At 55.5% G+C, this 24,083-nt stretch carries 22 protein-coding genes; 8 read left to right on the forward strand and 14 right to left on the reverse strand.

What is annotated here, in order from left to right:
- Positions 1 to 4: 4 nt before the first annotated feature.
- From FO268_RS08680 to egtB, 6 genes are all read right to left on the reverse strand, one after another.
- Positions 5 to 439, reverse strand: coding sequence for an EF-hand domain-containing protein (locus FO268_RS08680; RefSeq protein WP_150993279.1), 435 nt, complete (start codon positions 437 to 439; stop codon positions 5 to 7).
- A 364-nt stretch (positions 440 to 803) separates the two neighbouring features.
- A complete protein-coding gene (locus FO268_RS08685) occupies positions 804 to 3,137 on the reverse strand; it encodes a membrane-bound PQQ-dependent dehydrogenase, glucose/quinate/shikimate family (protein WP_150992034.1) in 2,334 nt (777 codons plus the stop codon).
- A gap of 24 nt (positions 3,138 to 3,161) precedes the next feature.
- On the reverse strand, positions 3,162 to 3,290 hold the full coding sequence (locus FO268_RS23210) for a hypothetical protein (RefSeq protein ID WP_263645063.1): 129 nt from the start codon (positions 3,288 to 3,290) through the stop codon (positions 3,162 to 3,164).
- 26 nt (positions 3,291 to 3,316) lie between these two features.
- Entirely contained in the window at positions 3,317 to 4,744 is a 1,428-nt protein-coding gene (locus FO268_RS08690) for a sodium/glutamate symporter (protein ID WP_150992036.1), read from the reverse strand.
- Between the two features lie 37 nt (positions 4,745 to 4,781).
- The gene (gene egtD / locus FO268_RS08695) at positions 4,782 to 5,750 is read right to left on the reverse strand and encodes an L-histidine N(alpha)-methyltransferase (RefSeq protein WP_150992038.1); all 969 of its coding nucleotides are present in this window, start codon (positions 5,748 to 5,750) and stop codon (positions 4,782 to 4,784) included.
- 2 nt (positions 5,751 to 5,752) lie between these two features.
- Positions 5,753 to 7,078: an ergothioneine biosynthesis protein EgtB gene (gene egtB, locus FO268_RS08700; protein ID WP_150992040.1), complete on the reverse strand. Its 1,326-nt coding sequence runs from the start codon at positions 7,076 to 7,078 to the stop codon at positions 5,753 to 5,755.
- 808 nt (positions 7,079 to 7,886) lie between these two features.
- On the opposite strand from egtB, the gene FO268_RS08705 reads away from it, so the two are divergent.
- The 6 genes from FO268_RS08705 (at position 7,887) to FO268_RS08730 (ending at position 14,029) form a co-directional block, all read left to right on the forward strand.
- A complete protein-coding gene (locus FO268_RS08705; protein ID WP_202336579.1) occupies positions 7,887 to 8,576 on the forward strand; it encodes a transporter substrate-binding domain-containing protein in 690 nt (229 codons plus the stop codon).
- The gene (locus tag FO268_RS08710) at positions 8,573 to 9,541 is read left to right on the forward strand and encodes a cation diffusion facilitator family transporter (protein ID WP_150992044.1); all 969 of its coding nucleotides are present in this window, start codon (positions 8,573 to 8,575) and stop codon (positions 9,539 to 9,541) included. Before FO268_RS08705 ends, FO268_RS08710 begins: the two co-directional genes overlap by 4 nt.
- Before the next feature lie 155 nt (positions 9,542 to 9,696).
- On the forward strand, positions 9,697 to 11,076 hold the full coding sequence (locus FO268_RS08715; RefSeq protein ID WP_150992046.1) for an NAD-dependent succinate-semialdehyde dehydrogenase: 1,380 nt from the start codon (positions 9,697 to 9,699) through the stop codon (positions 11,074 to 11,076).
- 33 nt (positions 11,077 to 11,109) lie between these two features.
- Positions 11,110 to 11,652, forward strand: coding sequence for a type 1 glutamine amidotransferase domain-containing protein (locus FO268_RS08720; protein ID WP_150992048.1), 543 nt, complete (start codon positions 11,110 to 11,112; stop codon positions 11,650 to 11,652).
- Positions 11,653 to 11,709: 57 nt separating this feature from the next.
- Positions 11,710 to 11,940, forward strand: a complete 231-nt coding sequence (gene chaB / locus FO268_RS08725; RefSeq protein WP_150992050.1) for a putative cation transport regulator ChaB — start codon at positions 11,710 to 11,712, stop codon at positions 11,938 to 11,940.
- 673 nt (positions 11,941 to 12,613) lie between these two features.
- Positions 12,614 to 14,029: a sigma-54-dependent transcriptional regulator gene (locus FO268_RS08730; protein ID WP_202336580.1), complete on the forward strand. Its 1,416-nt coding sequence runs from the start codon at positions 12,614 to 12,616 to the stop codon at positions 14,027 to 14,029.
- Between the two features lie 36 nt (positions 14,030 to 14,065).
- On the opposite strand, the gene ku (FO268_RS08735) is transcribed toward FO268_RS08730, so the two are convergent.
- The 7 genes from ku (FO268_RS08735) to FO268_RS08765 form a co-directional block, all read right to left on the reverse strand.
- The gene (gene ku, locus FO268_RS08735; protein WP_150992051.1) at positions 14,066 to 15,058 is read right to left on the reverse strand and encodes a non-homologous end joining protein Ku; all 993 of its coding nucleotides are present in this window, start codon (positions 15,056 to 15,058) and stop codon (positions 14,066 to 14,068) included.
- Positions 15,015 to 15,836: a non-homologous end joining protein Ku gene (gene ku, locus FO268_RS08740; protein WP_150992053.1), complete on the reverse strand. Its 822-nt coding sequence runs from the start codon at positions 15,834 to 15,836 to the stop codon at positions 15,015 to 15,017. Before ku (FO268_RS08740) ends, ku (FO268_RS08735) begins: the two co-directional genes overlap by 44 nt.
- 229 nt (positions 15,837 to 16,065) lie before the next feature.
- A complete protein-coding gene (ligD, locus tag FO268_RS08745; RefSeq protein ID WP_150992055.1) occupies positions 16,066 to 18,555 on the reverse strand; it encodes a DNA ligase D in 2,490 nt (829 codons plus the stop codon).
- Positions 18,556 to 18,560: 5 nt separating this feature from the next.
- Entirely contained in the window at positions 18,561 to 19,187 is a 627-nt protein-coding gene (locus FO268_RS08750) for a superoxide dismutase family protein (RefSeq protein WP_191966928.1), read from the reverse strand.
- Between the two features lie 46 nt (positions 19,188 to 19,233).
- Complete coding sequence (sodC, locus tag FO268_RS08755) at positions 19,234 to 19,785, reverse strand: superoxide dismutase family protein (protein ID WP_150992059.1); 552 nt, start codon at positions 19,783 to 19,785, stop codon at positions 19,234 to 19,236.
- A gap of 37 nt (positions 19,786 to 19,822) precedes the next feature.
- Positions 19,823 to 20,269, reverse strand: a complete 447-nt coding sequence (locus FO268_RS08760) for a DUF2383 domain-containing protein (RefSeq protein ID WP_150992061.1) — start codon at positions 20,267 to 20,269, stop codon at positions 19,823 to 19,825.
- A gap of 72 nt (positions 20,270 to 20,341) precedes the next feature.
- The gene (locus tag FO268_RS08765) at positions 20,342 to 20,680 is read right to left on the reverse strand and encodes a four-helix bundle copper-binding protein (RefSeq protein ID WP_150992063.1); all 339 of its coding nucleotides are present in this window, start codon (positions 20,678 to 20,680) and stop codon (positions 20,342 to 20,344) included.
- Between the two features lie 616 nt (positions 20,681 to 21,296).
- Here FO268_RS08765 and FO268_RS08770 point away from each other — a divergent pair.
- Together FO268_RS08770 and FO268_RS08775 are read left to right on the forward strand one after the other, a co-directional pair.
- The gene (locus FO268_RS08770; protein WP_191966929.1) at positions 21,297 to 22,136 is read left to right on the forward strand and encodes a Crp/Fnr family transcriptional regulator; all 840 of its coding nucleotides are present in this window, start codon (positions 21,297 to 21,299) and stop codon (positions 22,134 to 22,136) included.
- A gap of 72 nt (positions 22,137 to 22,208) precedes the next feature.
- Positions 22,209 to 23,309, forward strand: coding sequence for a hypothetical protein (locus FO268_RS08775; protein WP_225316557.1), 1,101 nt, complete (start codon positions 22,209 to 22,211; stop codon positions 23,307 to 23,309).
- Here FO268_RS08775 and FO268_RS08780 read toward each other — a convergent pair.
- Positions 23,303 to 24,079, reverse strand: a complete 777-nt coding sequence (locus FO268_RS08780) for a DUF2182 domain-containing protein (protein WP_150992067.1) — start codon at positions 24,077 to 24,079, stop codon at positions 23,303 to 23,305. The two genes, FO268_RS08775 and FO268_RS08780, sit on opposite strands and share 7 nt — an antisense overlap.
- Positions 24,080 to 24,083 lie beyond the last annotated feature (4 nt).

Here is a 24,083-nt window from a genome sequence, read left to right on the forward strand (position 1 = left end):
ATTGCTACATTTCGGCTTTGTCAGGGTCCATGCCCGTACGTGATTTGTTACCGCTTTTTAGTTCCTCTTCGGTAAGCGCGCCATCATTGTCGCTATCGTACCGTTCGAGCATTTGCTCGCCCTGATCAGTATCGCGACTTTGCGCATTGCCTGCAGCAGTGCTGCCATAACGGTTCAGTTCATCTTCATCCAGTTTGCCGTCGCCATTGCGGTCCAGCTCATCGAAACTGAGGCCTTTGGGTGAATTGCCAGAGGTGATTTCTCCGGACGTTGTGGACCGCTGGTTGGGGGCTTCAGTACCAGCGTTGCTCGGCTCGGAACGCTGCTGACCAGTGGTTTGCGGGCTGTCCTGCGCACTGCTCGAGGTGCCTGCTGCCATTACAGGTGAGGCTATCAGGGCGCCGCAGATGACGGTGGAAAAAAGTGCTGTTTTGATCATGGTTGGCCTCCAACTATATAGAGTAGGGTCGTACGCCGGAGAATCCACCGGCACTATACGTAGCAGCAACCGTCATGCCAACGCGGCGCTACCATCCGGCTCGGGTCGGGCCAACACGCCTCGGAGCGGCACTATGACGCTGTTCGGGCGCCGAAAGCTCCTCCTGCCAGGACGGTCAGAGGCCATAGAGGAGCTTATGCTTGAGTGTCAGTTTTGCATTTCACTCCCTTTTTTACCGGAAAAAATTTCATATTCTGATGCGCTCCGCAGCTTTTCGCCGTTTGCATCGAAGTTGGAAGCGCGGCGAAGAGGTCGCAATTCGCCGGGTTACGCTCTGTGAGCTGGATTCTCTGAGCCGACAGACCTACTTGAGCTTATACGCGAGTACGTAGTCACCTATTTTCGTGCCAATGGACCCATGCCCGCCGGCAACCTGAACGACCATTTGCTCACCTTTACTATTGAGGTAGGTCATTGGCGTGGCTTGACCGCCTGCCGGCAGTCGTGCCCGCCAGAGTTCCTCGCCGTCTGTCAGATTGTAGGCGCGCAAATAGTTGTCTACCGTTGCCGCCAGAAAGACCACACCGCCCCGGGTTATGACTGGGCCGCCAATGCCGGGAACCCCGAGCTTTAGCGGAATCGGGATCGGGGCCATGTCCTCTATTGTGCCGTTTTTATGTTTCCACGCGATTTCCCCTGTGCGCAGATCCGCACCTGCAACATAGCCCCAGGGAGGGCGCTGGCAGGGTATGTCGAGAACCGACATCAGTGGCTGCAGCTCCACTGCGTAGGAGGCCCCGGCGTTTTCATTCAGCCCCTGCTCCCCGCTGTTGGTGGCTTCCTCTTGTACTTCTTCATCCTTGGCAACCAGACGGGACGTAAACGCCATATAGAGTGGCATGCCGAACATCACCTGTCGTTCAGGGTCCACCGCAATGCCTCCCCAGTTGAACACTCCGAAATTACCAGGGTACACGATGCTGCCCTGGACCGAGGGTGGGGTGTATTGACCTTCATACCGCAACGACTGGAATTCAATCCGGCAGAGCATCTGGTCGATGGGGCTGGCCCCCCACATATCCGATTCCTTGAGTTTCGGTGGGCGGAAACTCAGGCCGGAGACCGGTTGGGTGGGTGCCGCATAGTCCCCTTTAACGGTTCCCTGGGGCGCCTCTTTCTCGGTGATGGGAATCAGGGGGTCGCCATTCTGCCGGTTCAGTACGTAGACATCGCCCTGTTTCGTGGGCACCACCAGGCCAGGTTTGATGCCGTCCTCCGTTTGTATGTCCACCAGGCTGGGTTGGGCGGGCGTATCCATGTCCCACAGATCGTGGTGAACAAACTGCTGGACCCACTGCACTTCGCCGGTTTCCAGGCTAAGCGCAACTACTGACGAAGAATAGGTTTCTTCTTCGGGCGTACGGTACATTCCCAGCTGGTCGGGCGTTCGGTTGCCCATGGGGAAATACACCATTCCGAGCTCTTCATCGGCACTGGCCACCGCCCAACTGTTAGGTGAACTGGTCGAGTAGGTTTCCTCCTCGTTGATGGGCTGTGTCTGTTCCGGGTTGGCGGGGTCCCAGTTCCAGACAAGTTCCCCCGTTTTAACCTCATAGGCCCGAATAACGCCCGAGGGTGAATTGATGTCGTAGTTGTCATTAACCGCTCCGGCTACTACCACAACGCCATTTGCAACAACCGGGGGCGAGGTAGAGTAGTAAAAGCCGTCCTGGCGGTGTGGCATGTTGTGCATCAGGTCCAACTCGCCGTCGTCCGCAAAGTTACTGCAACGGGCCCCGGTTGAGGGATCCAGTGCCAGCAGCCTCGCATCGGAGGTGGGGAGAAAGAGTTGCGCGTCACATTCAACACTGTCCTGGCTTTCAGCGGGAGCGTTTACCGTTTCAACCACTGACAGATCGTCCTGCTCTGGAGGAAGGTAGGATACCCCCCGACACGTCTGATGCTGGCGCTGGCTCTCCGGGGGAACCCGGGCCTCGTAAACCCAGCGTTCTTCGCCTGTGTCTGCATCAAGAGCGACCAGCCAGTTGTGCGGCGTACAAAGGTACAGTGTATTACCCACCTTGAGCGGTGTTGCCTCATAGGTTGTTTCGACAACATCGTCGGGGCCTTTACGGTCGCCCGTTTGATATTCCCAGGCCAGCTCCAGCTGATCGACATTTCCGGGCGTGATCTGCTCAAGAGGTGAGTAGCGCTGGCCAAGGTTACTCCTGCCATAACTCAGCCAGTCTCCCTCGGGGACCTCTCCCAGGCGTGGGTTGGTGATGGCTGATTCAGTGGGGAGTTCGCCTCTAATCCGGTGAGCATCATAAAAAATGCTTGCCACCGTAAACAGGCCGACGCCAACCCAGACCACCGCCAGGGTGCCGGCTCCCCAGCGCGGATTACCGGAGCCGGGAAACAAAAGCGGTATGGCCAGTAACAGTAGCACGCCAAGGCGTGAGGCCAGGGGCCACCAGTCAAACCCCGCTTCCCAGAAAGCCCATATAGAGGTTAATAAAAGGAATAAAGCGTAGAGCAGTTGTGCGGCCGGGCGCCGGGGCCTGATAAGCACTGCAACAACCACCATGGTGGCCCCAGCCAGCAGATAATACCAACTGCCCCCCAGAAGGACGAGCTGGATGCCGCCCACTAACATACTGAGCCCGAGAAGGATAAAAAGAATCGTCCATAAGATCATGTTTTGGCTCCTGTTGTTATGGTTTTAATCGGCCAGGTTCCAGCCAGTGCCGACAGCAGAAAATATCCACAGCAGTTCCCGGGCCATACCAGCTCCAGCGGTTCTTCCCCTTCGGCAGGGGGCGACGGTTTCTCTCAGGTAGGACCTGCTCATACGCTCTGGAGCCTCCTGTCGTGCTGTTACCGGTTGCTTGGCCGGCCGAAATACAGCAGCCCGGATCCCATCCCTACCGCGACCAGTGCCAGCATGACTCCAAACAAGGGCCATGGGCCAAAGTTGTAGATAACAGGCAGGGAAATTCCGGTGATCAGGCCGCCACCGAAAAAGGGTTCGAACGCCAGTTGCTTGTAGCCAAACGCTTCGTAGGCCGGTGTTCTGGCGTTGGGGTCTGCAATCTTCATCAGGATGAGCCCGGTTGCGGTTACGCCCATGGACTGGCCGAAGTCACCAATGCCGCGTTCAAACCAGTAGTCCGGGATTACCCGGGGGGCCAGCCAGAGGAACAGGCAAACATTCCACGCTATGCCAGCAGCACCAAGCACCAGAAAGGGGATGAGATTCGAAGCTATAACGGTGAGTGAAAGACTGGCAATGGCCGCTGCAATCAACACATCAAGGGCAAAACCCTGAATACGGAGCATTGTCTCGCGGTCCAGGAGCTCGTTTCGGTCGATGCGTGAAAACACCTGCTGCACGATCAGGCCGCCGATCATTGCGAGAGGGAACAGGGGCATAGCGCCCAGCAGTTCAATTCCGTCTTCTCCACGTCCCCAGGTCTGAGCCTCAATCCACGCCAGCGCTTCGTAGATACCAAGCCCGATCAGAATGGCCATGGCGATGAGTGAAAAGTGCAGGGTGAGGGGCTCAATGGACTCTGCACGCACCGTCATCTCACCCGTTGCCACGGGCCGGTCATCCTTGTGAACCAGTCCGCGTTGTTGGCTGAGGGGGATCTCTCCGACATCCTTGTCGAGGACAGCGCTCTTGCCATTGCGGACGCCCCAGTTGACAAGGATTATGCCGACGATTATCCCCGACATGATACCCACGGTGGCCATTCCAACTGCAAGGTCCGCGCCTTCAGGAAAATCCAGGTCCTCAAACACCTCCTGAAGGCCCGCAGCCGTTCCATGGCCGCCTTCGAACCCGATTTCGATCAGGGCACCTGCCATCAGTGGCAGACCGAAGAACGGTGCCAGAATCAGGGCGGCAATCAGGATCCCGATAACGTACTGCCCGGCACCAAGGGTCACCCCGAAAGCCAGTTGGGGGCCCGCGAGGTGCCAGATCCGTTTCCATCGGGGCAGAGGGACACCCATCAGCAGGGTGGCGAAAACTACATTGATCAGCAGTCCCGGAAGGTCGCTCCACAGGCTCAGTATGGATTCTGGTATTGCACCTTCAGCCAGGGGGGTCTCTGGCCCGAAAAGTGTTCTGGACAGGGCGCCGAGCACACCGGGCCCCAGAATCAGGCCAACCGCGCCGGCCAGTATGGACGCAGGCAGGAAGAGTTTCTGGGCCGGGCGCCAATGCATTCGTAGCCACTTGCCAGCGGCAAGCAGTACGGCAAGCACCAACAGGGCAAAACCGACCTGATCTGCAGTCATCGCTTCATCTCCCTCTGAAGTGATCTATTGCGGGCGGTCAGCCCCTGCGCTCAAGGTAATGCACGCTGAAGTTCTCACCGCGATCGGTCCAGAACGCACGGCTGACGAAACCACAGCGTCGCGCCAGGGCCTGAAATCCGTCAATGGAATACTTGTAGGAATTTTCGGTGTGCAGGCTCTCGCCTTCCTGGAAGCGGAAAGTTTCACCGGCCACCGTTATTACCTGGGCCATGGTGCTGACCAGATGCATCTCAATGCGGTGGTGCTCGCTGTTGAAGACTGCACGATGAACGAAGCGTTCCGGGTCCAGATAGGCCCCCAGCTCCCTTTCCAGATGCCTGAGCAGGTTAAGATTAAATTCAGCCGTTATCCCGGCCGCATCATTGTAGGCAGCCTCCAGCGTGGCTGTGTCCTTGATCAGGTCCACGCCGATCAGCAAGCCGCTTCCCTCCGGCAGAGTGGCATGCAGGCCTGCGAGAAAATCTTCGGCCTCGGTGGGAGAAAAATTGCCAATACTGGAGCCCGGGAAAAAGCCTACCAGAGGGCCTTCGGTCAGCCCTTCCGGCAATGTTATACGTTGGCAGAAGTCTGCGCAGGCAGCGTGAACTTCAAGCCAGGGGTAATCGGCCGCCAGCTTTGCTGTACTCTCGAGAAGAAAGTCCCGTGAAATATCGATGCCCAGGTAGCTGCTTATCTCCATGTGCTCCAGCAACAGGCGAACTTTCCGGCTTGCGCCACTGCCGATTTCAACCAGCGTGGCATTTTTTCCGGCCAGTTCCTCAATTTCATCCATAGCCGTTGCCAGAATGGCCTCTTCCGAACGCGTCAGGTAGTACTCGGGCTGCTGGCATATCTGCTCGAACAACTCGGAGCCCCGCTGGTCGTAAAAGTATTTTGGCGAGCAGTATTTTTGCGGAGCCCGCAGGCCCGCCAGTACTTCCTCGCGCATGGTAAGGGAGCTGGATGTTGCAGGCTGATGGTCGTAAAAGCGTACGGCGGTCGTCATATTCAGTCCTCCTTGGCCAAACGAAATCCGGAAAATGCCCAGCGGGCATGGGGTGGAAAAAAGTTGCGGTAGGTCGGGCGAATATGGGATTCAGGGGTCGCGCAGCAACCGCCCCGTAATACCATCTGCCCGGACATGAACTTGCCGTTGTACTCGCCGAGGCTTCCCGGCAGCGCCTTGAACCCGGGATAGGGCCGGTAAGCGCTGCCTGTCCATTCCCAGACATCCCCGAACATCTGTGATGGATGGTCCGCAACGGTGTGTTCCGGCGCGGGTTGAAATCTGTGTTTTTCCTGGAAATTTCCGCCGATGGGAACAGACTGGGCCGCCACTTCCCACTCAGCTTCCGTTGGAAGCCGGGCGCCCGCCCATGTGGCATAGGCATCGGCTTCGTAAAAACTGACGTGGCACACGGGAGCGCCGGGATTTACCCGTTGCCGGCCGGATAGAGTCCGGTAGTACCAACCCTCGTCGGACTCTTCCCAATAAAGCGGAGCTTTCCAGCCAGCTTGCCTGACAAGATTCCAGCCGTCGGATAACCAGAGCTCGGGGCGTTCGTAACCTCCGTCATCCATGAAGTCCATGAATTCCCGGTTGCTGACCGGCCGACTGGCAAGCCAGAAAGGGGCCACGTATTCCCGGTGTTGCGGGTTTTCGTTATCAAATGCGAATGCGGAAGAAGCCGGATCATGGCCCACCGTTCTCAACCCGTCGGTGTAGCTGAACCAGTCGAGTGGGTCGGCGTCGAGATACTCCGCGGGGGCGAGGTCGCTGCGGTATACCGGGGCCAGCGGGTTCATGCCGAAAATATGCTTGATGTCCATCAGCAACAGTTCCTGGTGCTGCTGTTCATGGTGTAGGCCCAACCTCAATCGCTGGAGTATCTCGCTTTGATCTTTACCCGTTTCCAGCATTCGGGATGATGAAAGAAGGTGCGCCATGGCCGAGTCCACGTGGTGGCGGTAACTATAGATGTCCTCGACCGTGGGGCGGGAAAGCAAGCCCCGGGCAGGTCTGGGGTAGGGCGTGCTGTGGGTTTCGTAGTACGAATTGAAAAGGTGATCATAGGCTGGGTGAAAGCATTTGTACCCTTTGGCAAACGGTTTCAGAACAAACGCTTCGAAAAACCACGTGACGTGTGCCAGATGCCACTTGGGCGGGCTCACATCATCCATGGTCTGAACCACGTAATCTTCGGTCGCGAGGGGACGACATATCTCTTCTGTCACGTCACGGACCTTCCTGTACTCCTGCAGGTAAACCCGGGAAGGTTCGGAGGCCAGCGCCGTTTCATCGGGGCAGAGCGTGGCGGATTGGGATACAGACATCACGGACTCCTTGTTCAATGATTATCCCCGCGCAGGGGCCAGAACTTCCGGAAATTCTGTGTTGAAAACGGTGACTTCCCGTTACTGCTTTAAAGGGGCACCTTAAAAACTCAGTAAAAGGCGCTATAAATCACCGGTCAAGCTTAAATTATGGCAATGTTTTCCAGGTTTCGAACGAGGTACGGAATTCAGAGGGTTGCTGCGTTATACGGGTATCCATGCAACTCGGGACCTTCACGGAGCTGGTCGGCCAGTAATGGGAGACCGAGAAGATATTGTCCTGTTTCGGGAACGTGGTCTATTTCTCTGAACACCCATACGAGATCGTACTAGTTGCTCACGAATCCGCTCATTGGCAGACTCAGAGGTATGCCGCTCGACTCGTGTGGTCGTTGACGGTAGTTGCATTTGTATCTCCTTAAATTCCCGCTTCCCGCTGGCACTGTAATCCCTGCAATGTTCGCGCCTGGTCCAGAGTCGGTATTTTTGCCTCCGATGCCTGCGTCTTCCGGAAAAATTTACCCGGGGCGAGTAAAAGTTGCCGGTGCTTGCCCGTTTTCAATTCGAGAGTAGGAGCATACTCGCTGGCTGGGGCCGCATTTGTCCGGGGCACGTATATTGCTGTGCCTAATTCCGAATGGCCGGGCCCGGCGCTGATTTGTCAACGTCGGTTCTATCGATCCGACGGCCACGCATCAAGAGCTGGGGTCGCCAACTCACTGTGAAGTAATCCGAATAAGGCGCAGTAGCTGGAAGAAGAATGGCCAACCGGGGGAAGTTGTCTATGTGGTCGAGCAAGGTTCTTATCTTGTTCACTCTATTTCTGCTGTTTTGTGTCAGCCTGCTTCATGGCTGTCGCTATCCGCAGGACGTTGAGGGTACAACTGACAAGGTCCGTAGCGGCGTGCTTGAGGTCGGTGTAACAGAGAATCCGCCCTGGGTTGTTCGCACTAACGATGGCGCGGAAGGCCTTGAGCCGGAGATCATTCGTGGTCTCGCCGACCAGCTAAATGCCGAAGTTCGATGGCACTGGGGCGCAGAAAGCCAGCTTCTGAGGGCGTTGGAACAACTGCAACTCGACCTCATCATCGGCGGTATTACCCAGAACAAATGGGTCAGTAAGGCGGCCGCCCCCACCAAACCGTATGTGAAAGTCAGGTCTACCGTCGGCTTTGCCGAAGGCCAGACGGTTCCCGATTCGCTTGAAGGCCTTACCGTGGGGGTACCGGCTATCAATCACCTGGCAAAACCGTTGGCGGATAAGGGCGCTGTGCCTGAAAAACGTGCTGAGTCTGAGCGACCTGCCGGAGCGTTCGCCGGCCCTGGCTGGTGGCTGAGAGCCCATGGCTATAACCCGGGCCCCTTCAAGCTGACGACGGACAAGCACGTCGTACTTTTACCAAAAGGCGAAAACGCCTGGATGATGGTTGTTCAAAAACACCTGAACAGCCTCACCGGGGTTGAGCAGCGCCTCCAACAACTGGAGGCTCAGTTATGAAGATAAGAGCACCTTACGCCCTTCCGTCGGAGAAGCAGTCGGACCTCAACTACCTTATTCGCCTGGAGTGGTGGAATCTGGGGTTCCGGTTATCCATTGTGTTTGTGTTGTTCCTCGTGCTGGGTGGCAGCCAGGCCATGAAAGCGGCCTGGTTAGAGGACATGCTTACCTTACTGCCGCCGATCGCTTTTCTTATCGCAATGAAAGTTCGAAAGCGCGACCCTGACTCGGACTTCCCCTATGGTTATCACCGGGTTACTAACATCGCGTTCCTGTGCTCGGCTGTCATTCTGGCACTGCTCGGGGGGTACCTCCTGGTTGACTCCGGAATGAAGCTCATCAAAGCGGAACATCCCAGCATTGGTTCCGTTGACCTTTTCGGTTACACCTTCTGGATGGGCTGGTTAATGGTGGCTGGTCTGACCTACAGCATTATTCCGCCTGTTATTTTTGGTCATTTGCAAGAACCGGCCGCAAAAAAAGTCCACGAGAAAACGGTCTTTGTTGACGCAAAAATGAGTAAGGCCGACTGGATGACAGGCGTTGCAGGTATCGTGGGGATACTCGGGGTCGGACTGGGCTTCTGGTGGGCGGATGCAGCTGCAGGTGCTGTCATTGGGCTCGACGTCAGCAAGGATGGTGTAAAAAATGTAAAAGAGGCGGTAGGTGATTTGCTGGACCGCCGCCCACGGTTTACCTCCAAAAGTGAACCAGAGCAGTTGGAGGAGGATCTGGAAGAGAAGCTACGGGCTATGGCCTGGGTGGCAGAGGCAGCAGTGCGGCTTCGGGAAGAAGGCCATGTGTTCAGTGGCGAAGCGTTCGTAGTGCCAACGGCAGGAGAAGTCCTGCCACAGTGGGTAGCGGAAGCGATGGATTCTCTCACCGATTCGGACTGGCGTATTTATGAGGTTGTCATCGTCGTTGTACCCGGCATTTCTCAAGGAGCTGTCGATACAGAACGGTAGCAGGACGCCTTGCCCGGTGGTCCCTGCGTTATACGGTTCTGTAACCTTCTCTTTTCGGGTTGGGTGGGCGTGCTACATTCGAATGGCAGTTCCAATTTCTGGTGTCGGCTCGAGTGTGCAGTTGTCTGCCGGCTCCCCGTAAAGGAGGTATTGCAATGGCAAATTCGCACCAGACTGTTAATCCCACCTCGGAAGAGGTTCTCAGAACCTACGAACTGATGTCCAACGATGAGGCTGAAGCTGTTATCGAGCAGGCCCATCTTGCGTATCTAAGTTGGCGTGAGGTCTCGCTGGAAGAGCGCGCGGAGCTGTTGCGAAAGGTTGCTTCGCTGATTCGTGACCGCATGGAGCAGTACGCGAAGCTGATGACCGCAGAGATGGGCAAGACGCTTGAACAGGGCAGGCAGGAGTGTGAACTGTGTGCGGCTATTTGTGAATACACCGCCACAGAGGGCCCCGGGCTGTTGGCCGATGAAACCCGTGAGTTAGAAGGAGGGCGTGCCCTGGTCACCTACCAGTCCCAGGGTGTCATATACGGTATACAGCCCTGGAACTTTCCGTTGTATCAGGTAATCCGCTATAGCGCTGCAAACCTGATGGCTGGTAATACCGTTCTGTTGAAGCATGCCGCCAATGTGTGGGGTATGGCGCTTGAAGTTGAAAAGCTGTACCAGGACGCTGGCTTGCCCTCCAATGCTTTTCGCAGTCTGCTGATCGATCATGACGTGTCTGAAGCGGTAATCAACCACAAACGGGTACGAGGCGTTACGTTGACTGGCAGCCCCGGAGCCGGCCGTATTGTGGCGCAACAGGCCGCCCGAGCGCTTAAAAAGTCGGTTCTGGAACTGGGTAGTAATGATGCCTACCTGGTACTTGCGGATGCGGACATCAGCAAGACCGTCAAGGTTGGTGTCCAGGGCAGGGTGTATAACGCAGGCCAGACATGTGTCGCGGCAAAGCGTTTTATCGTGGAAGAGTCTGTCTATGACGAGTTTCGCGACGCCTACGTGGAACAGATGGAAAAGCTCTCGATGGGAGACCCGGCAGATAAGGCGACTGATCTGGGGCCGATGGCAAGAGGGGATCTCAGGGATGATCTGCACAACCAGGTGCTTGAGTCTGTCAAAGCCGGGGCTACCTGTCTGACGGGCGGGAAAATTCCTGCCGGCAAGGGGTTCTTCTACCCTCCCACGGTGCTGGAAAATGTCGCGCCAGGCCAGCCGGCCTACGACGATGAATTATTCGGCCCGGTGGCGGCACTGATCAAGGTCAGGGATGAGGAGGAAGCCATTCGGGTGGCGAACGATTCTCCCTATGGTTTAGGAGGTGGCATATTTTCTGCAGATGAAGATAAAGCCATACGCCTGGCCCGGGACAGGTTTGATACCGGTATGGTGAATATTAACGGTTACAACCTGGCTAAACCCAACCTTCCATTTGGCGGTGTGAAGGAGAGCGGCTATGGGCGAGAGCACGGCGGCTTTGGCATGCACGAGTTTGTGAATACCAAGGCCATTATGATTACTGAGTCCTGATATCAACAGGATGGTGGATAGGGGAGAAAAGCTATGGCGGAACCGCTTGATGGCAAAACCGTGGCCATGTTGGCAACGGACGGTGTGGAGCAGATCGAGCTCACTCGCCCCTGGGAGGAACTTGCAGCGGCGGGTGCAAGCGTTGAACTGATTTCCATTAAGTCTGGCAGTATCGACGGGTACAACCACCTTGAGAAAGCTGACAGTTTCAAGGTGGACAAAACCGTCTCCGAGGTTGCAGTAGAGGATTTCGACGCCCTTGTATTGCCAGGTGGCGTGGCCAATCCCGATGCGCTGCGGCTCGATAAGGAGGCGGTCGCGATGGCTGCACGGTTTGTGAAAGATGGCAAGCCGGTAGCAGCTATCTGCCATGGGGCCTGGCTACTGGTAGAGGCGGACGTGGTAAGGGGGAAGAGCCTGACCGCCTTCCCCAGTCTGCAAACGGATATCAACAACGCGGGCGGTCGCTGGGTTGATGAAATCGTGCATTACGAGGACGGGCTGATTACCAGCCGCAAACCTGATGATCTGGACGCGTTCTGCGGCAAGTTGGTGGAAGTGCTGGCCCTCTCATAGCCAGCCCCGCAGTGTGTTCGGTCGGCCCGTAAACACTATTTCTGGAGGATTGAGCAGATGCCATACGACAGTAAGTCCGACTTACCCGATAACGTACGCAACAATCTACCCTCCCATGCTCAGGAAATTTACCTGAAAGCGTTTAATTCGGCCTGGGACGAGTACCGCAAGCCGGAGGACAGGCGTGGCGATGCAGGCAGGGAGGAAACTGCCCACAAAGTGGCGTGGGCGGCAGTGAAAGAGGAATATCACAAAAAGGGCGACAAATGGGTGAAGGATAAATCCTGAGCCTCGAACAGAATGCTCCTGACTCCATGCCTTCCTGGCGGAGCCAGGAGTGCTCTACAGTCCCAATCCAGGTCTTCTGCTGAAAGAGGGTTAAAAAAGGGGCAGGGCGAAGCCCTTGCCCAAAATCGACGCTCTATGCAATGTGCCGGGAGGGCGCCCCGGCAAGAAATTTACTGAGCAATGGCTATGCCAGACTTTCAGAAACTGTGTATTTCTGGGGTTGGCGAACAGCTATCGCTCCGTGCCCTTGTCCCCCCTAAGTCAAAATGGAGTAAATGTTTCCGTGCGCCCGGTAAATTTTCCCGTGTAGAGGTGGTGGAAATGGCAGTTGTTGGGGGTGGGTGGGCGCGTTCACCAAAAAAATAGCAAACATGAATTAAAGCCTCTCGCATTATCCTGTGTTAATAAAATAAACAGAATTTTGTAAGTAGTGCGTTATTTGCGTATCTGAAGTAAGCATACATATATGTGCGCTTTTTATGTACGTAAAATAATAACATATTGTAATTATTTAAAATACGTATATAAAACAATTGAATAGAGTTGTTTGTTTGGGGGATTAGAACGAATTAAAACCTTGTCGTTTTGATATTAATATTTGTTGTTTGATTCTGATGGGGGCGAACCTAATATCGTTAGTGTTGGTTATGGGATCGTGAGCAAGGAGCTCTGTATGGCACTTATCGATGCGACCAGGCTTTCGCCGTTAACTCAGGGAAACTCTGATCATTTATTGATTGTCAGTTATGGCGAGGACGGACGGCAGCTGCCAGAGTTGCTGGGAGAACAGCCTTTCAGAACGACCTATACGGAGGTGATAGGTGACGCCCATCGGACTATCGAAGCCGGGCGGCCGTCGCTGGTTCTGTTGTATCTTGATCAGGAGGCGGTAGGGCTTTTGCAGATAATCAAGGCGGCGGTTGACTGCGGGGCGAAGGTTATCGTGATAGGGCCCGGCAATCCTGAAAAAGTGCCCCGGCAATGCCTAAGCCAGGGCGCCGCAGAGTATCTTGCCCGTCCGGTGAGCGGCGGGCGACTCTTCGAGGCGTTGGGAATTGCTAAAGCCGATAGAAACATCAAAGAGCACAAGACGGGCGACAACAACGTGCATTTTGAAGGTGAGCTTGGAATGCTCTTCAGTCCCACCAGCAAAATGCATCGGGTCGCTGATGAAGTAACACGCGTAGCGCCCACTTCCGCCACAGTCTTTCTTCGTGGCGAAAGCGGAACCGGTAAAGAAATTGTTGCTCAGGCCATCCATCAGTTGAGCGAACGGCGCAATGAGCCGTTTGTACCGGTGAATTGTGGTGCCATATCTCCCCAGCTGATTGAAAGTGAGCTGTTTGGTCACGAAAAAGGCAGCTTCACCGGGGCGGTAAAAGAACACCGCGGGGTATTTGAAAGGGCAGACGGCGGTACACTTTTCCTGGACGAAGTTACCGAAATGCCAATTGAACTGCAGGTAAAGCTGTTGCGGGTGCTCGAAACCCACCGGTTTACCCGGGTTGGAAGTGATCGGGAGTTTTCAACGGATATTCGCGTGATAGCCGCTACCAACCGGTGCCCGGACACGGAAGTGAAAGAAGGGCGCTTTCGCTCTGACCTACTTTATCGGCTTCAGGTATTCCCCATCCTGTTGCCTCCGTTGCGAGAGAGGGCGGGAGACATCAAACTGCTGGCAGAGCACTTTCTGTCTGACATGAACGAACAGGAAGGTACTCGGAAACGCCTGTCTGAGAAGGCGCTGGCGGAGCTTGAGACATACACCTGGCCCGGGAATCTTCGCGAATTGAAGAATGTCCTTCAGCGCGCTTTCATCATGTCGGATTCCGTTATTGGACCGGCACAGATTCCCGATGAAATTATGAACCCTTTGGAACAAAGAGATACCGCGAAAGGCCCGTGCTTAAAAATCAGTGTTGGCTCTTCTATCGCTGATGTGGAGAAGGATCTGATTTTTGCAACCCTGGAAGAGTGCAAAGGAAGGAAAGAGAGGGCCGCCAATATTCTTGGGGTCAGTATGAAAACCCTCTACAACCGGCTACGTGATTATCAGTCCGCTGGAGAGGGCTCCATTGATCCGCGTTAATCAGATATACCCGGGCCTGCGCGCCCGGGGACACACTTACCCGGTATTTTGTAACGCTGCGATCAACTCGTCCTTGTTCATTTTACTTCGACCGGAAATCCCTTTTTTCTGAGCCTCGGCATAGAGTTCGTCGCGATTGAGGTTTCCTGATGCCGCTTTCTGGTCATTTTCTGGTTGAGCCTGTTGTTTGCCCTTCAGACGATCCTTAAGCACCTGGATGAGATCTACCACATTACTGTCCTCCTGCTCCGGCATATCGGGTTGCTCTATCAGGTCCTTGCCCGCAGCCAGCTTTTTCCTCACCAGCTCCTGTAATTTCTCCACCTGCTGATCCTTCAGGAGCTGAGGGTCAAATGTCTCTACCGAGCGCTTCTTGACCGCCTGTTTAATGGACCGGACCAGTCGGCTGCTGGCTTTGCCAAGCTCAGGAAGTGACGCCTGTCGGGGCGAGCGGATCTCATCGTGGAAGCGAAGTGTTTCGGCTCGCAGGATGCCCCGCTCAGACATAATGGCAATAATGTATTCTTTGTCGCGCATCACGAACGTTGCAATGCCTATTCGCTCTTCCTCTTCCATGCTTCTGGCCAGGAGGCGGTAAGCCTTGGTCGAGCTGGTGTCCGGTGCCAGGAAATAGCCCCTTTCGAAGAAGACCGGGTTTACTTCGGTCTTGGGCACGAAACGGGTGAGGTCAATCTCTCGGGTTTTCTCCGGTGCCAGGGCTTCCAGTTCTTCATCTTCGATGATCACGAAGCGATTCTCGTCGATAGGGTAGCCCCGTACGATCTCATCCTTTTCAAGCCGCCGGTTTTCTTTCTCGCAGAAATACTGGCGACGTAGCGGATGGCCCTCACTGTCTGTCATATTGAGTGATATCGGCTTGCCCCGGTTAGCGGGAAACAGACTGACTGGAAGACTGACCAGCCCGAAGGCGATAACTCCCGACCAGAATGGGCGGGGCCCGGCAACGTTCTGGTCTTCATCCTGTTCATTTGCGCGTTTGCTTTTGGCTTTGTTTTTTTGTGCCGCCATTTTTGTCCTCCTTTTTAAACCCCTTCAGGCTGGCTTCTAGCGCTTTGGCGACATCAGCCGAGGGTTTTTTGCGCTTGATAGCCGGGCTTTTGACGCTGCCGCCTTTCTGCTTCCGTGCAATCAAATCCAGTACCTTGTCCCTGTAGTCATCCTGGTACTCTTCAGGTTCGAAACTGGACTCCAGCATGCCTATCAGCTGGCGGGCCATGCTCAGTTCCTTTTTGTCCAGTGGTTTGCCTTCCGGGGCGGTCAGTTCCTCGGTAGAGACAACCTGCGCCTCATAGCGAAGCGACATCAACATGGGATAGCCCTGATAAAGTCTCAGTGCCCCGTAGTATTCCTTATTCCGCATGACCCAACGTGCCAGCCCCTCCCGTTGTGAATCTTTGAGTGCTTCGGCAAGCGCTGTGTAAGCCTCATCGGAATCGTCCGGGCCCAGATAATAGGGCCGGTCGTACCACCGATGATCAATAGCCGCATATGGCAGGAAGTGCAGCACTTCGATATCGCGGGATTTTGCAGGTTGCATGGCCTCCAGTTCGTCCGAACCAATCAGCACCCGTGCCCCTTCGTCCGTCTCATAGACACGCTGTATCTCCTTGAAGGGCACCGTCTCGCCTGATTCCGGGTTCAGGAGCGTCTGGCGCACGGGCTGGCTGTCTTTTCTGTGCAGCAGCCGAAACCGAACGTTCCGGTCCTCGACAGCAGAGTAGAGTTTTACCGGTATCTTGATGCCCTCGAAGCTGAGGGTGCCTTTCCAGATAGCTCGAGCGCCCATCAGGCCTGCTCCTTCGACTGCGACTCTCGCGCACAGTTTGGACACACGCCTGAACCGGATTCTCCGGGCTCCCCACTACACAGATAGCACATCGTCTGATCGCACAGCAGGCAGTATCCATGCATTTCCGGGTGAACGAAGGCTTCACAAACGGAGCACACTTCGGAGCCTTCGCTGAGCCACCATTGGCGATCGCTACCGGGTTGGTCTGTCGAAAAGGTCATGGTTTTTACTCCAGCTTGAGCTGTTTCAGCATTTTGCGTGTGATCGGCCGCCGCGCCTCCTCGTAGCCCTCCCAGGGATCTGCCTTGAGGGCACTGAGGCGACGGCGCACATTGTTAATCGTATATCGGTTTGCCGTCGCATTGGCGCTGAGTTCATCCCACCGCAGAGGTGTTGCTACGGTGGCGCCTTCGTTCGCCCTGGTCGAATAGCGGGCAATACTGGTACTGCCGCGGCTATTGCGCAGATAGTCGATAAATACTTTTCCCTTGCGCTTTGTTTTTGACATGTTGGTGGTCAGGTTCCCGGGGTCATCACTGGCATGAGCCCTGGAAATGGCCTGGGCAAGCGCTTTTGCCTGTCCCCAGTCCAGCTCCGGTTTGACGGGGACAATAAGGTGGAGCCCTTTGCCGCCCGTCGCCTGAAGAAAGCTGTTCAGGCCCAGGGTCGTCAGCCGCTCACGAAGACTTTTTGCCGTCTTCGCGATTACCCTCCATGGGAGGCCCGGGCCAGGGTCCAGATCGAAAACGAGGGTATCGGGGCGTTCCAGATCATCGATCCGACACCCCCATGGGTGAAATTCGAGTACCCCAAACTGGACCAGCCAAACCAGATCCGTCGCTGAGCCTATATAGACATAATCCGATGTGCCTCCCTGCTTTTCGGGAATGGCCACGCGAGGGACCTCCTTGGCAAAGTTTGTGTCGGGATGCTTCTGGAAAAAACACTCGCCCTTCAGGCCCTCCGGACAACGGAGCAGAGACAGCGGGCGCTCCTTCAGGTGTGGAAGAATCCATGGCGCTAATGCTTCGTAATGTCGGGCAACATCAGCCTTGGTTATCCCCTGCTCGGGGTAGAGGGGCCTGTCCGGGTGGGTAATGGCCACGTTAGCCACCGTATTTCCGGATGATTTTCCGGGTTTGCCGCTATCCTGGCTCATTTGCACCTCTCTCGCAGATTTGTCTTCTCGCAGGCCCCGGAATACCGGATGTCGCAGCACGCCACTGGCGGTTTTGTCCGTAAACGCCACATCGACCACCATCTCTGGCCTCACCCAGCGGGCGTCATCCGCCTCTGGCGGCCGCTCTGCGAACGGCTGGGATTCGATCTCAATGTTTTTCAGCGACTTGAACAGAGCAGTTAGCTGTCGGCTGCTGAAGCCCGACCCGACTCGCCCGGCATAGACCAGCCGGCCCCTGTCATAGGTGCCCAGCAATAGCGAACCGAAGCCTTGTCGCTTGCCTGATCCCGCAGTGAAGCCGCCAACCACGAACTCATCCTGGTGAGTACACTTGGTTTTTATCCAGCTACTTTGCCGGCCGTCTCGGTAACCTGCCTCGATCTGCTTGGAAACCATGCCTTCCAGGCCCAGTTCACAGACTTCTTTGAAAAATCCAGCACCTTGACCCTGAACGTGATCCGAGTAGCGAATCAAGGTTCCGTCCACTGAGCGGAGTAACTTTAAAAGTGCGTTTTTTCGCTCGAGCAGGGGAGTTTTGAGCAGGCTGTGATCATTCAGAAATAGCAGGTCGAATATCTGGTAGGCGATCTGGCCCCGCGGTATCTTTTTGCGGCCCAGATACTCCTGAAGTTTGCGAAAACTGGTGGACCCGTCGGGTTGCGGAACCACTACCTCGCCGTCGATAAGAGCATTTTTTGCGGGCAGGGCCTGCAGGGCATCGCGAATCTCGGGAAATCGTCGGGTCCAGTCCTTGCCATTGCGAGTGAGCAGAGTGACCCTGCCGTTGCTCAACCGGGCCAACAGACGGTAGCCGTCAAACTTGAGCTCATGGAGCCACTGATCGCCCTCAGGAGGTGCGTCCCTGAGTGTTGCCAGTTGCACGGGAGGTTGCCCAGGTAATTGGTCAGGCCGACTGTGCGTAACTCCGGCAGCGAATTCAGGCTCGGAAAACTTCGGAGAGGCCCCCTCTGCAATCTGGTCCATGGTGCGGCCGGTTTTCACGCTTTGATCAGATGCGGAGGGTGCGGAGGGTACGGCGGAATCCGGCACCTGGTGATCATCAGAGCGCTTGATCAAGAGCCATTGCTTTTTGGATTTGCCCCCGGTCTTTTTTCTGTCCCGAATGCGAACCAGTGTCCAGTGGCCGCTGAGCTTCTCCCCCTGAAGCTCGAAATCGAGACGGTCGGCCCGGGGCTTCTCCCTCGGCTGCCACGAACCCCGGTCCCATAACATGACGGTTCCGCCGCCATATTCCTTCTGCGGAATGACGCCTTCAAAATCCCCGTAGTCAAGGGGATGATCCTCTACCTCGATTGCCAGCTTTTTTTCCCCTGGCTTCAAGCTCGGACCTTTCGGTACTGCCCAGCTACGGAAGACGCCATCGTACTCGAGGCGAAGATCAAAATGGTCGTGACTTGCGGCGTGTTTGTGCATGACATAGCGATACTCGCCAGTCCCTTTCACCTCGGCACCGGAGGGTTCTGCGGTACGTTTGAAGTTTCGCTTTTTGCGGTAACTGGCCAGTTTGTCTGGCATAAGCGTTATCCGGGGTCCAGCACCCCACAGGCAATGGCATCGCCACTTCCACCTGCAGAGTCCTCTTCGTCTGAATAGCTGTCCCGGCGGGCATGAAGCACCAACGCTCTGTTCTCAAAATCGTTACTGGAAACCCGGGGTGCATAGACTGGCGTGATCGCCTTACCGTCAGGATCCACGTACAGGTTGGGAAGGTCGCCCGTGTGACCTTGCTCCCAGGGGCCGGCGTGATTGCCTTTGAAACCGGGGTCCCAGTGCTCCCCCGCCTCTTTTGCAGGTTCACGGGAAGGGCTTGCGGTATCGGTGTCCTCCGTCCGACCCGACTCGCAGCTGTCCCCTTCATGGATATGAAATCCGTGGAGTCCCGGTTCAAGTCCCTTCAGGGCTGGCTCAATGACCACGCCAGTTGCTCGCTGGCTTATGCGCACCGTTCCGATCACTTCTTGCTGATCCTGCTGATCCGCGGAGGTGGATTTCATCTCTACGGTCAACGCTTTCTGCCCGGTCTCTTCGGTCGGGCTATTCATGTCCGTACGTTCGCCGTAACCACTCACCATGGTCGGCGTGAACAGGATCACGGCAGGCAACAGGCTTGCCCCCAGCCAGGTTCTCAAGGGGTTCACAAAGTACATAACCTTGTCCTCCATTCAGAAGAGCAGGGCGGGAAACCGCAGCCCCTCATTCAAACCGGACAACGCCGCAAGCAACGCGGCTGCCTCCTCCTCCGAGAGGTTCCGGGTTATCAGAGTAGTTGTCTCCACCTTTGTGGATCACCAGGGCCCTGCCATCGAAGTCGTCGAAAGACAGCCGCGGCGCCAGCTCCGGTTGGTTGGCTTCGCCTTGCTCACTGACATAAAGTGCGGGAAGGTCTCCGAGGTGCCCGTCAGTTTCCAGAGGGCCTGCATGCTCTCCGGATTCTTGCGGGTCGTAGTGACCCCCGGCCGCCGCTGCCGCTGTCGGTTTCCCATCTTTTTCGGCTGGCTCACAATCCGGGTTCTGATGAAGATGAAATCCATGCAGGCCGGGCTCCAGGCCCTTAAGCTCGGGTATCAGTAGTGCGCCATACTGGTGTTCTTTCACCGTAATGGAGCCGATGGACCTACCCACCCCCTCTGGGCTGACCTGATGCATCTCGACTTCTATCGACTCATTGGCATGGCCCACGTGCGGAGCTGTTGCGAGAGCGAGGGAGGCAGTAAACAGGCTTGCTTTGTGAATACGGGTTCTCATTTCCTCGGCTCCTTTATTCCTTGATTAGCTGCCGCCTTCACGCACCCTGCTTGAGGGTGGTTTCTATCCACGCACGATGGCGCCGCTCGTCTTCAAGCCCACGCTTGAGCAGCGTGTGGATATGGCTCGGGAAGTCCTCTTCGACCATGCTTTCATACTTGCTGTTCGTCTGGTCTTCGTTGGTTTTCATCGCCTTCAGGATGGCGTCGTCTCCGGCAAGGTCTGCCAACTGGACCTTGCCTTTTGTAAGCACCTTCTTGAAGTCACCGCTGTCCGGTGGGGTTCCACCCTCTTTGCGGATAACCTCACTCAGATCACTGATGTGGCGTTCGTGATCTCTCAGGAACTCCTGCAGCTTGGCCTTGGCGCTACCGTCATCAAGCCGGTCAATGGCTTCCTGATAGGCAGCAACGGCATCGTAGTCCAGTTCGACAACGTCGGTCAGCTTCTTGATGATCGAATCGGCGTTAAGTGTCTGATTCATTCTCGGCTCTCCCATTTCCTTGTTTGATACTCTGGCATTGTCAATGCCCCGCCAAGCCGGCGGGGCTGCGGATCATGCCGCCAGTTCCTTGCAGATATCGGCACACTCCAGGCACAAACGGGCACACTCCTGGCAGTGCTCGTGGTCATGCTTGCTGCACTCATCTCCACAGGCTTTGCAGATGGCCGCACACATCTGCGCAATGGTTGTGGCGCATTCACTACGCCTTGCCATCGCTCCCGCTGTGAAGCGGCATGCCTCAGCGCAGTCCATATCCAGCTGAATGCACCGCGCCATATGCGCTACGTTGTCCTCTTTCAGACATGCTACGGAGCAGTAATCACATGCGGCAGCACACCGATAGCAAGCTGCGATACAGGCCTCGATGGCATTCTTATCGGGTTCACCCATGATCATTCCTCCTTAGTTGAATCGGTTCATCCTGCGCGCCGACCGTCCGATATCCCCTGTTCATCCTCTCGAATTCGATTGGATTACATCGCCGGCGCATTCGGGCTATTACCACACCTTGAGAGCAAGCGAAGAACAGGCCAGCTCGAGGAATATGAAGAGGTAGTAATTGCTGAAGCGGGCCGGGTGCTGCTACCGGGCCCTAGAGGCGTAACTCGGCAAGCGGTTTCAGGGTCTCAGGTAGCGCGTAGGGAAGATGGGCGATGCCCGGCAAAGGTACTTGTGCCCATTTTTACAATTGCAGCGGTAATTTTTTCTGGTTATCTGCAGGTTGCCTCATCAAGTAAGCTTTTGTAATGCGCGAAAATAATATGTCAATTTTGGTGATGTATTTTTTCAAAAGATCTGTAATAACATGTAATTACGGTGTAACTTTATTGCCATGAAGCATCACTTAAACTTCATTAATATCATGTAGTTGGTGATCTTTTTAGTGAGGTAGTCTATTGTTACATAGGTTAACCAAGTAGAACGATGGACAACGGACTTTGGTTCCATCCAGAAAATCTGTACACATTCGTCGTCAAGTTGTGTCACTCCTATGGAGGTAGGTCGCATGGCTGAGGAGCTGATCAAGGCCCTTACTAAAGATAGTTACGATGTTTCTCAGTTATCAGAGGATGAACGCCTTCTGCTGGCGGAAATAAAACCTCAACGCTTACACTTTGAAAAAGATTCCGTCGTTTTCCGTGAAGAGGAACCCGCAAACTATTTCCTGCTGATGAAAGAGGGAATCTGTTTCAATCACCGGCACCTGGAGGATGGAAGCCGGCAGGTCATGGATCTTTATTTTCCAGGTGAGGTCATTGCTCTGAGTGAACTTCCCCTGGAGGCTCATGTTAGTGGCCTTACAACACTTTCTGATGCTGTAATCCTCGCTTATGACAAAGCTGAAATTACTGAGAAGTGTTCCCGTACGGCCAGACTGTCAAGACTGTTTATGGAGCTCCTGTTCCGGGAACAGGCCATCCTGACAGAACGCCTGGTGGAGGTGGCGCGCCACAGTGCCAATAAACGCGTAGCCCACTTTTTGCTGGATATTAATCAACGGCTCCCTCCTTCGACAAAGCTGCTCCACCATGCCGGAGCCGACGCCCTGTCAGCCTGTTGCTCTCCCAAAAGCCTCACAGGTTTATCGAATCTTGTCGGTATTCCCCAGGTTCTTATTGCAGACGCGCTGGGTTTAAGTATCGTTCACGTAAACCGCGTACTCCGACAGTTCAAGGAAGCTGGCTGGATTCGTATTCGTAGCCAGGGAATTGAACTACTGGATATTGATGCATTAAAGGTGGCGGCCGGGTGGGAGTCAGAAGGGGAGGCGAGATCAATTTTGCATAATCAACACGGAGCATTGAACGGTGACACGGCGCGCTCGCACGTAAAGGACAATCAATAGTCCTTTGACATTTTGGCAATCGACACATCCTCAGGCAGTATAGGTTGAAGCCAATAAGCCAGAGGTGGGTGTTTGAAAAAAGCCATGGTGGTTATGGGTGTGGCGTTGATGATAGCCGCACTTGCCAGTTATGCATCCCGGCCGGTTCCCGTTGAGCAGAGGCTTATATCGATCCAGGCCCGGGAGGCATTGCCCGGTTTTGACGAGATCAGAAACGAACCCGTGGAGGTACAGGCGGCAATACTGGACCTGGGCGACGACCCACTGGTACTGCTGAAAGCCCAGGCTGCGCTGCTTTCCTTTCCCGACATGGCTCGCACCATTCTGCCGCTTTACGCCTCCGAGCCAGAGTTCCGGGAAGTGTTACGCACCTACGGCGAAAGTGCTCTCCCCCCCATCCATTATTTTATCAGTCAACCGATCAGCTCCATTGAGTGGATGAACGAGGCCGCCCGTCAGTACGAGCGTGCCAAGGCATACATTAGCGAGTTGCGAGGGAGGGAGCCGGCTCACCTGGAAGAAGCCGCCCCTCTTTCCCCGGAAGAACGTGGCTGGTATGCGGTGAACTTTATACACAACGAAGGGCATGACTTTCTCGGGCAGTTTGTGGTGGACGCAACTGGGCAGACCCAGTGGGTCCAGACTGAACGGGTTACGGAAGGTATCAGCCAGTTTTTTACCAGTGGAGTAAGGCAGCTGGAAGCAAATTACCGCACCGGGGAGGAAATTACTGCCAGCGATATCGGTTGGGCATCGGTGGATGTGTTGGTGTTCGCCAGCGCGGTGAAAGTGCTTCGTGCTGGTCGTACGGCGGCCAAGGCCACCCAGGGAGCCAGGCTTTCAACCCGATCAGCGGCATTGGCCGCCCGCATTACTGGCAGCGGACGGTTGATTCTTCGCAGTGCCCGATATGCGAAATGGCCGGTTATTCTTGGGGCCGGGTACCTGGTTGTCACTCATCCCGGTCTGATCAACGATTTTTTTGCCGAAGTGGCAGGCGTGCTTGGTGTATCTCCGGTGGCTATTCAGATCGCAGGCTGGTTGGTTATTCTTGTGCCGGCCCTGTACTTACTTAGCTGGCTGCTGTGGCCCGCAATTGCCTTGCTTCGGGGGCTTCTCGCAGTTCTGTATCGGCTTGCCGGCAGAAGGCCCGGCTATTCGGGCCTTCAATGAAACCCTGACGCTGCTATCACCAGAACGCCAGCGACTATCAGAGCGGTACCCGCAATGTGGCTGAGCAGTCGCGGCCGGGGCATCAGCTTCTCCGCCAGAAAATACACTGCCAGCCCACTCATCCATGCAAGGCTCATTACGCCACCGACAAACATCAACAGCATCAACGCCCAGCAACAACCGGCACAGAACGCGCCATGTCGAATGCCCATGATAAACGCTCCGGAGAGGCCTTCTCGCCATTCCGTCAGCAGAAAGCCCACTGGCGACTGGCACTTTCCGAGACAGGCTTGCTTAAGGTGACTGAACTGGAATATCCCGGCCAACATAAGTAACGCAGCGCCAGCCAGCGGCCCAACGTTTCCCATGGCCGAGCTAAGCAGAACATTGTGGTGCAACGCCCACTGAACCAGTGCAGCAGCAGCCCCAAAGGCAGTCCAGACCGCAAGATACCCGGCCAGGAACACCCAGGTGGGAGCTATGGCTTTGTGCGAGGCTGTTCGGCGCTGGTGGATTTTCAGATAGGTCATGATCATTGGGGTGGCCCCGGGGAGCATCATGGCAACCATCATGACTCCCCACATGATGAGGGCAGTATTGAGCAGGTTCAGATTCCATTCTCCCGCGCCGGCCCCTGACATCGGCATGGCCGTGATGTCGGACGACGTTCCCAGGAGGAGATGCGCCCATGCCAACGCCGACACTGCTACCAGAGCGGCGCCAATCAGCGCCCGCTCCAGTGAATGCATTTTCGCCATTGTCAGTTCCATAAGG

It is taken from the genome of Marinobacter denitrificans (assembly GCF_008795955.1).
In the GTDB taxonomy this organism is placed as follows: domain Bacteria; phylum Pseudomonadota; class Gammaproteobacteria; order Pseudomonadales; family Oleiphilaceae; genus Marinobacter; species Marinobacter denitrificans.

Coding starts and splice junctions, on each gene's coding strand:
- FO268_RS08760 (WP_150992061.1), bottom strand. CDS start 20,269: ATGAATCAGACACTTAACGCCGATTCGATCATCAAGAAGCTGACCGAC.
- sodC (WP_150992059.1), bottom strand. CDS start 19,785: ATGAGAACCCGTATTCACAAAGCAAGCCTGTTTACTGCCTCCCTCGCT.
- FO268_RS08765 (WP_150992063.1), bottom strand. CDS start 20,680: ATGGGTGAACCCGATAAGAATGCCATCGAGGCCTGTATCGCAGCTTGC.
- FO268_RS08715 (WP_150992046.1), top strand. CDS start 9,697: ATGGCAAATTCGCACCAGACTGTTAATCCCACCTCGGAAGAGGTTCTC.
- FO268_RS08730 (WP_202336580.1), top strand. CDS start 12,614: ATGGCACTTATCGATGCGACCAGGCTTTCGCCGTTAACTCAGGGAAAC.
- FO268_RS08770 (WP_191966929.1), top strand. CDS start 21,297: ATGGCTGAGGAGCTGATCAAGGCCCTTACTAAAGATAGTTACGATGTT.
- ku (WP_150992053.1), bottom strand. CDS start 15,836: ATGGGCGCTCGAGCTATCTGGAAAGGCACCCTCAGCTTCGAGGGCATC.
- FO268_RS08750 (WP_191966928.1), bottom strand. CDS start 19,187: ATGTACTTTGTGAACCCCTTGAGAACCTGGCTGGGGGCAAGCCTGTTG.
- egtD (WP_150992038.1), bottom strand. CDS start 5,750: ATGACGACCGCCGTACGCTTTTACGACCATCAGCCTGCAACATCCAGC.
- FO268_RS08780 (WP_150992067.1), bottom strand. CDS start 24,079: ATGGAACTGACAATGGCGAAAATGCATTCACTGGAGCGGGCGCTGATT.
- FO268_RS23210 (WP_263645063.1), bottom strand. CDS start 3,290: ATGAGCAGGTCCTACCTGAGAGAAACCGTCGCCCCCTGCCGAAGGGGA.
- FO268_RS08680 (WP_150993279.1), bottom strand. CDS start 439: ATGATCAAAACAGCACTTTTTTCCACCGTCATCTGCGGCGCCCTGATA.
- chaB (WP_150992050.1), top strand. CDS start 11,710: ATGCCATACGACAGTAAGTCCGACTTACCCGATAACGTACGCAACAAT.
- ligD (WP_150992055.1), bottom strand. CDS start 18,555: ATGCCAGACAAACTGGCCAGTTACCGCAAAAAGCGAAACTTCAAACGT.
- FO268_RS08710 (WP_150992044.1), top strand. CDS start 8,573: ATGAAGATAAGAGCACCTTACGCCCTTCCGTCGGAGAAGCAGTCGGAC.
- FO268_RS08690 (WP_150992036.1), bottom strand. CDS start 4,744: ATGACTGCAGATCAGGTCGGTTTTGCCCTGTTGGTGCTTGCCGTACTG.
- FO268_RS08685 (WP_150992034.1), bottom strand. CDS start 3,137: ATGATCTTATGGACGATTCTTTTTATCCTTCTCGGGCTCAGTATGTTA.
- FO268_RS08720 (WP_150992048.1), top strand. CDS start 11,110: ATGGCGGAACCGCTTGATGGCAAAACCGTGGCCATGTTGGCAACGGAC.
- ku (WP_150992051.1), bottom strand. CDS start 15,058: ATGGCGGCACAAAAAAACAAAGCCAAAAGCAAACGCGCAAATGAACAG.
- egtB (WP_150992040.1), bottom strand. CDS start 7,078: ATGTCTGTATCCCAATCCGCCACGCTCTGCCCCGATGAAACGGCGCTG.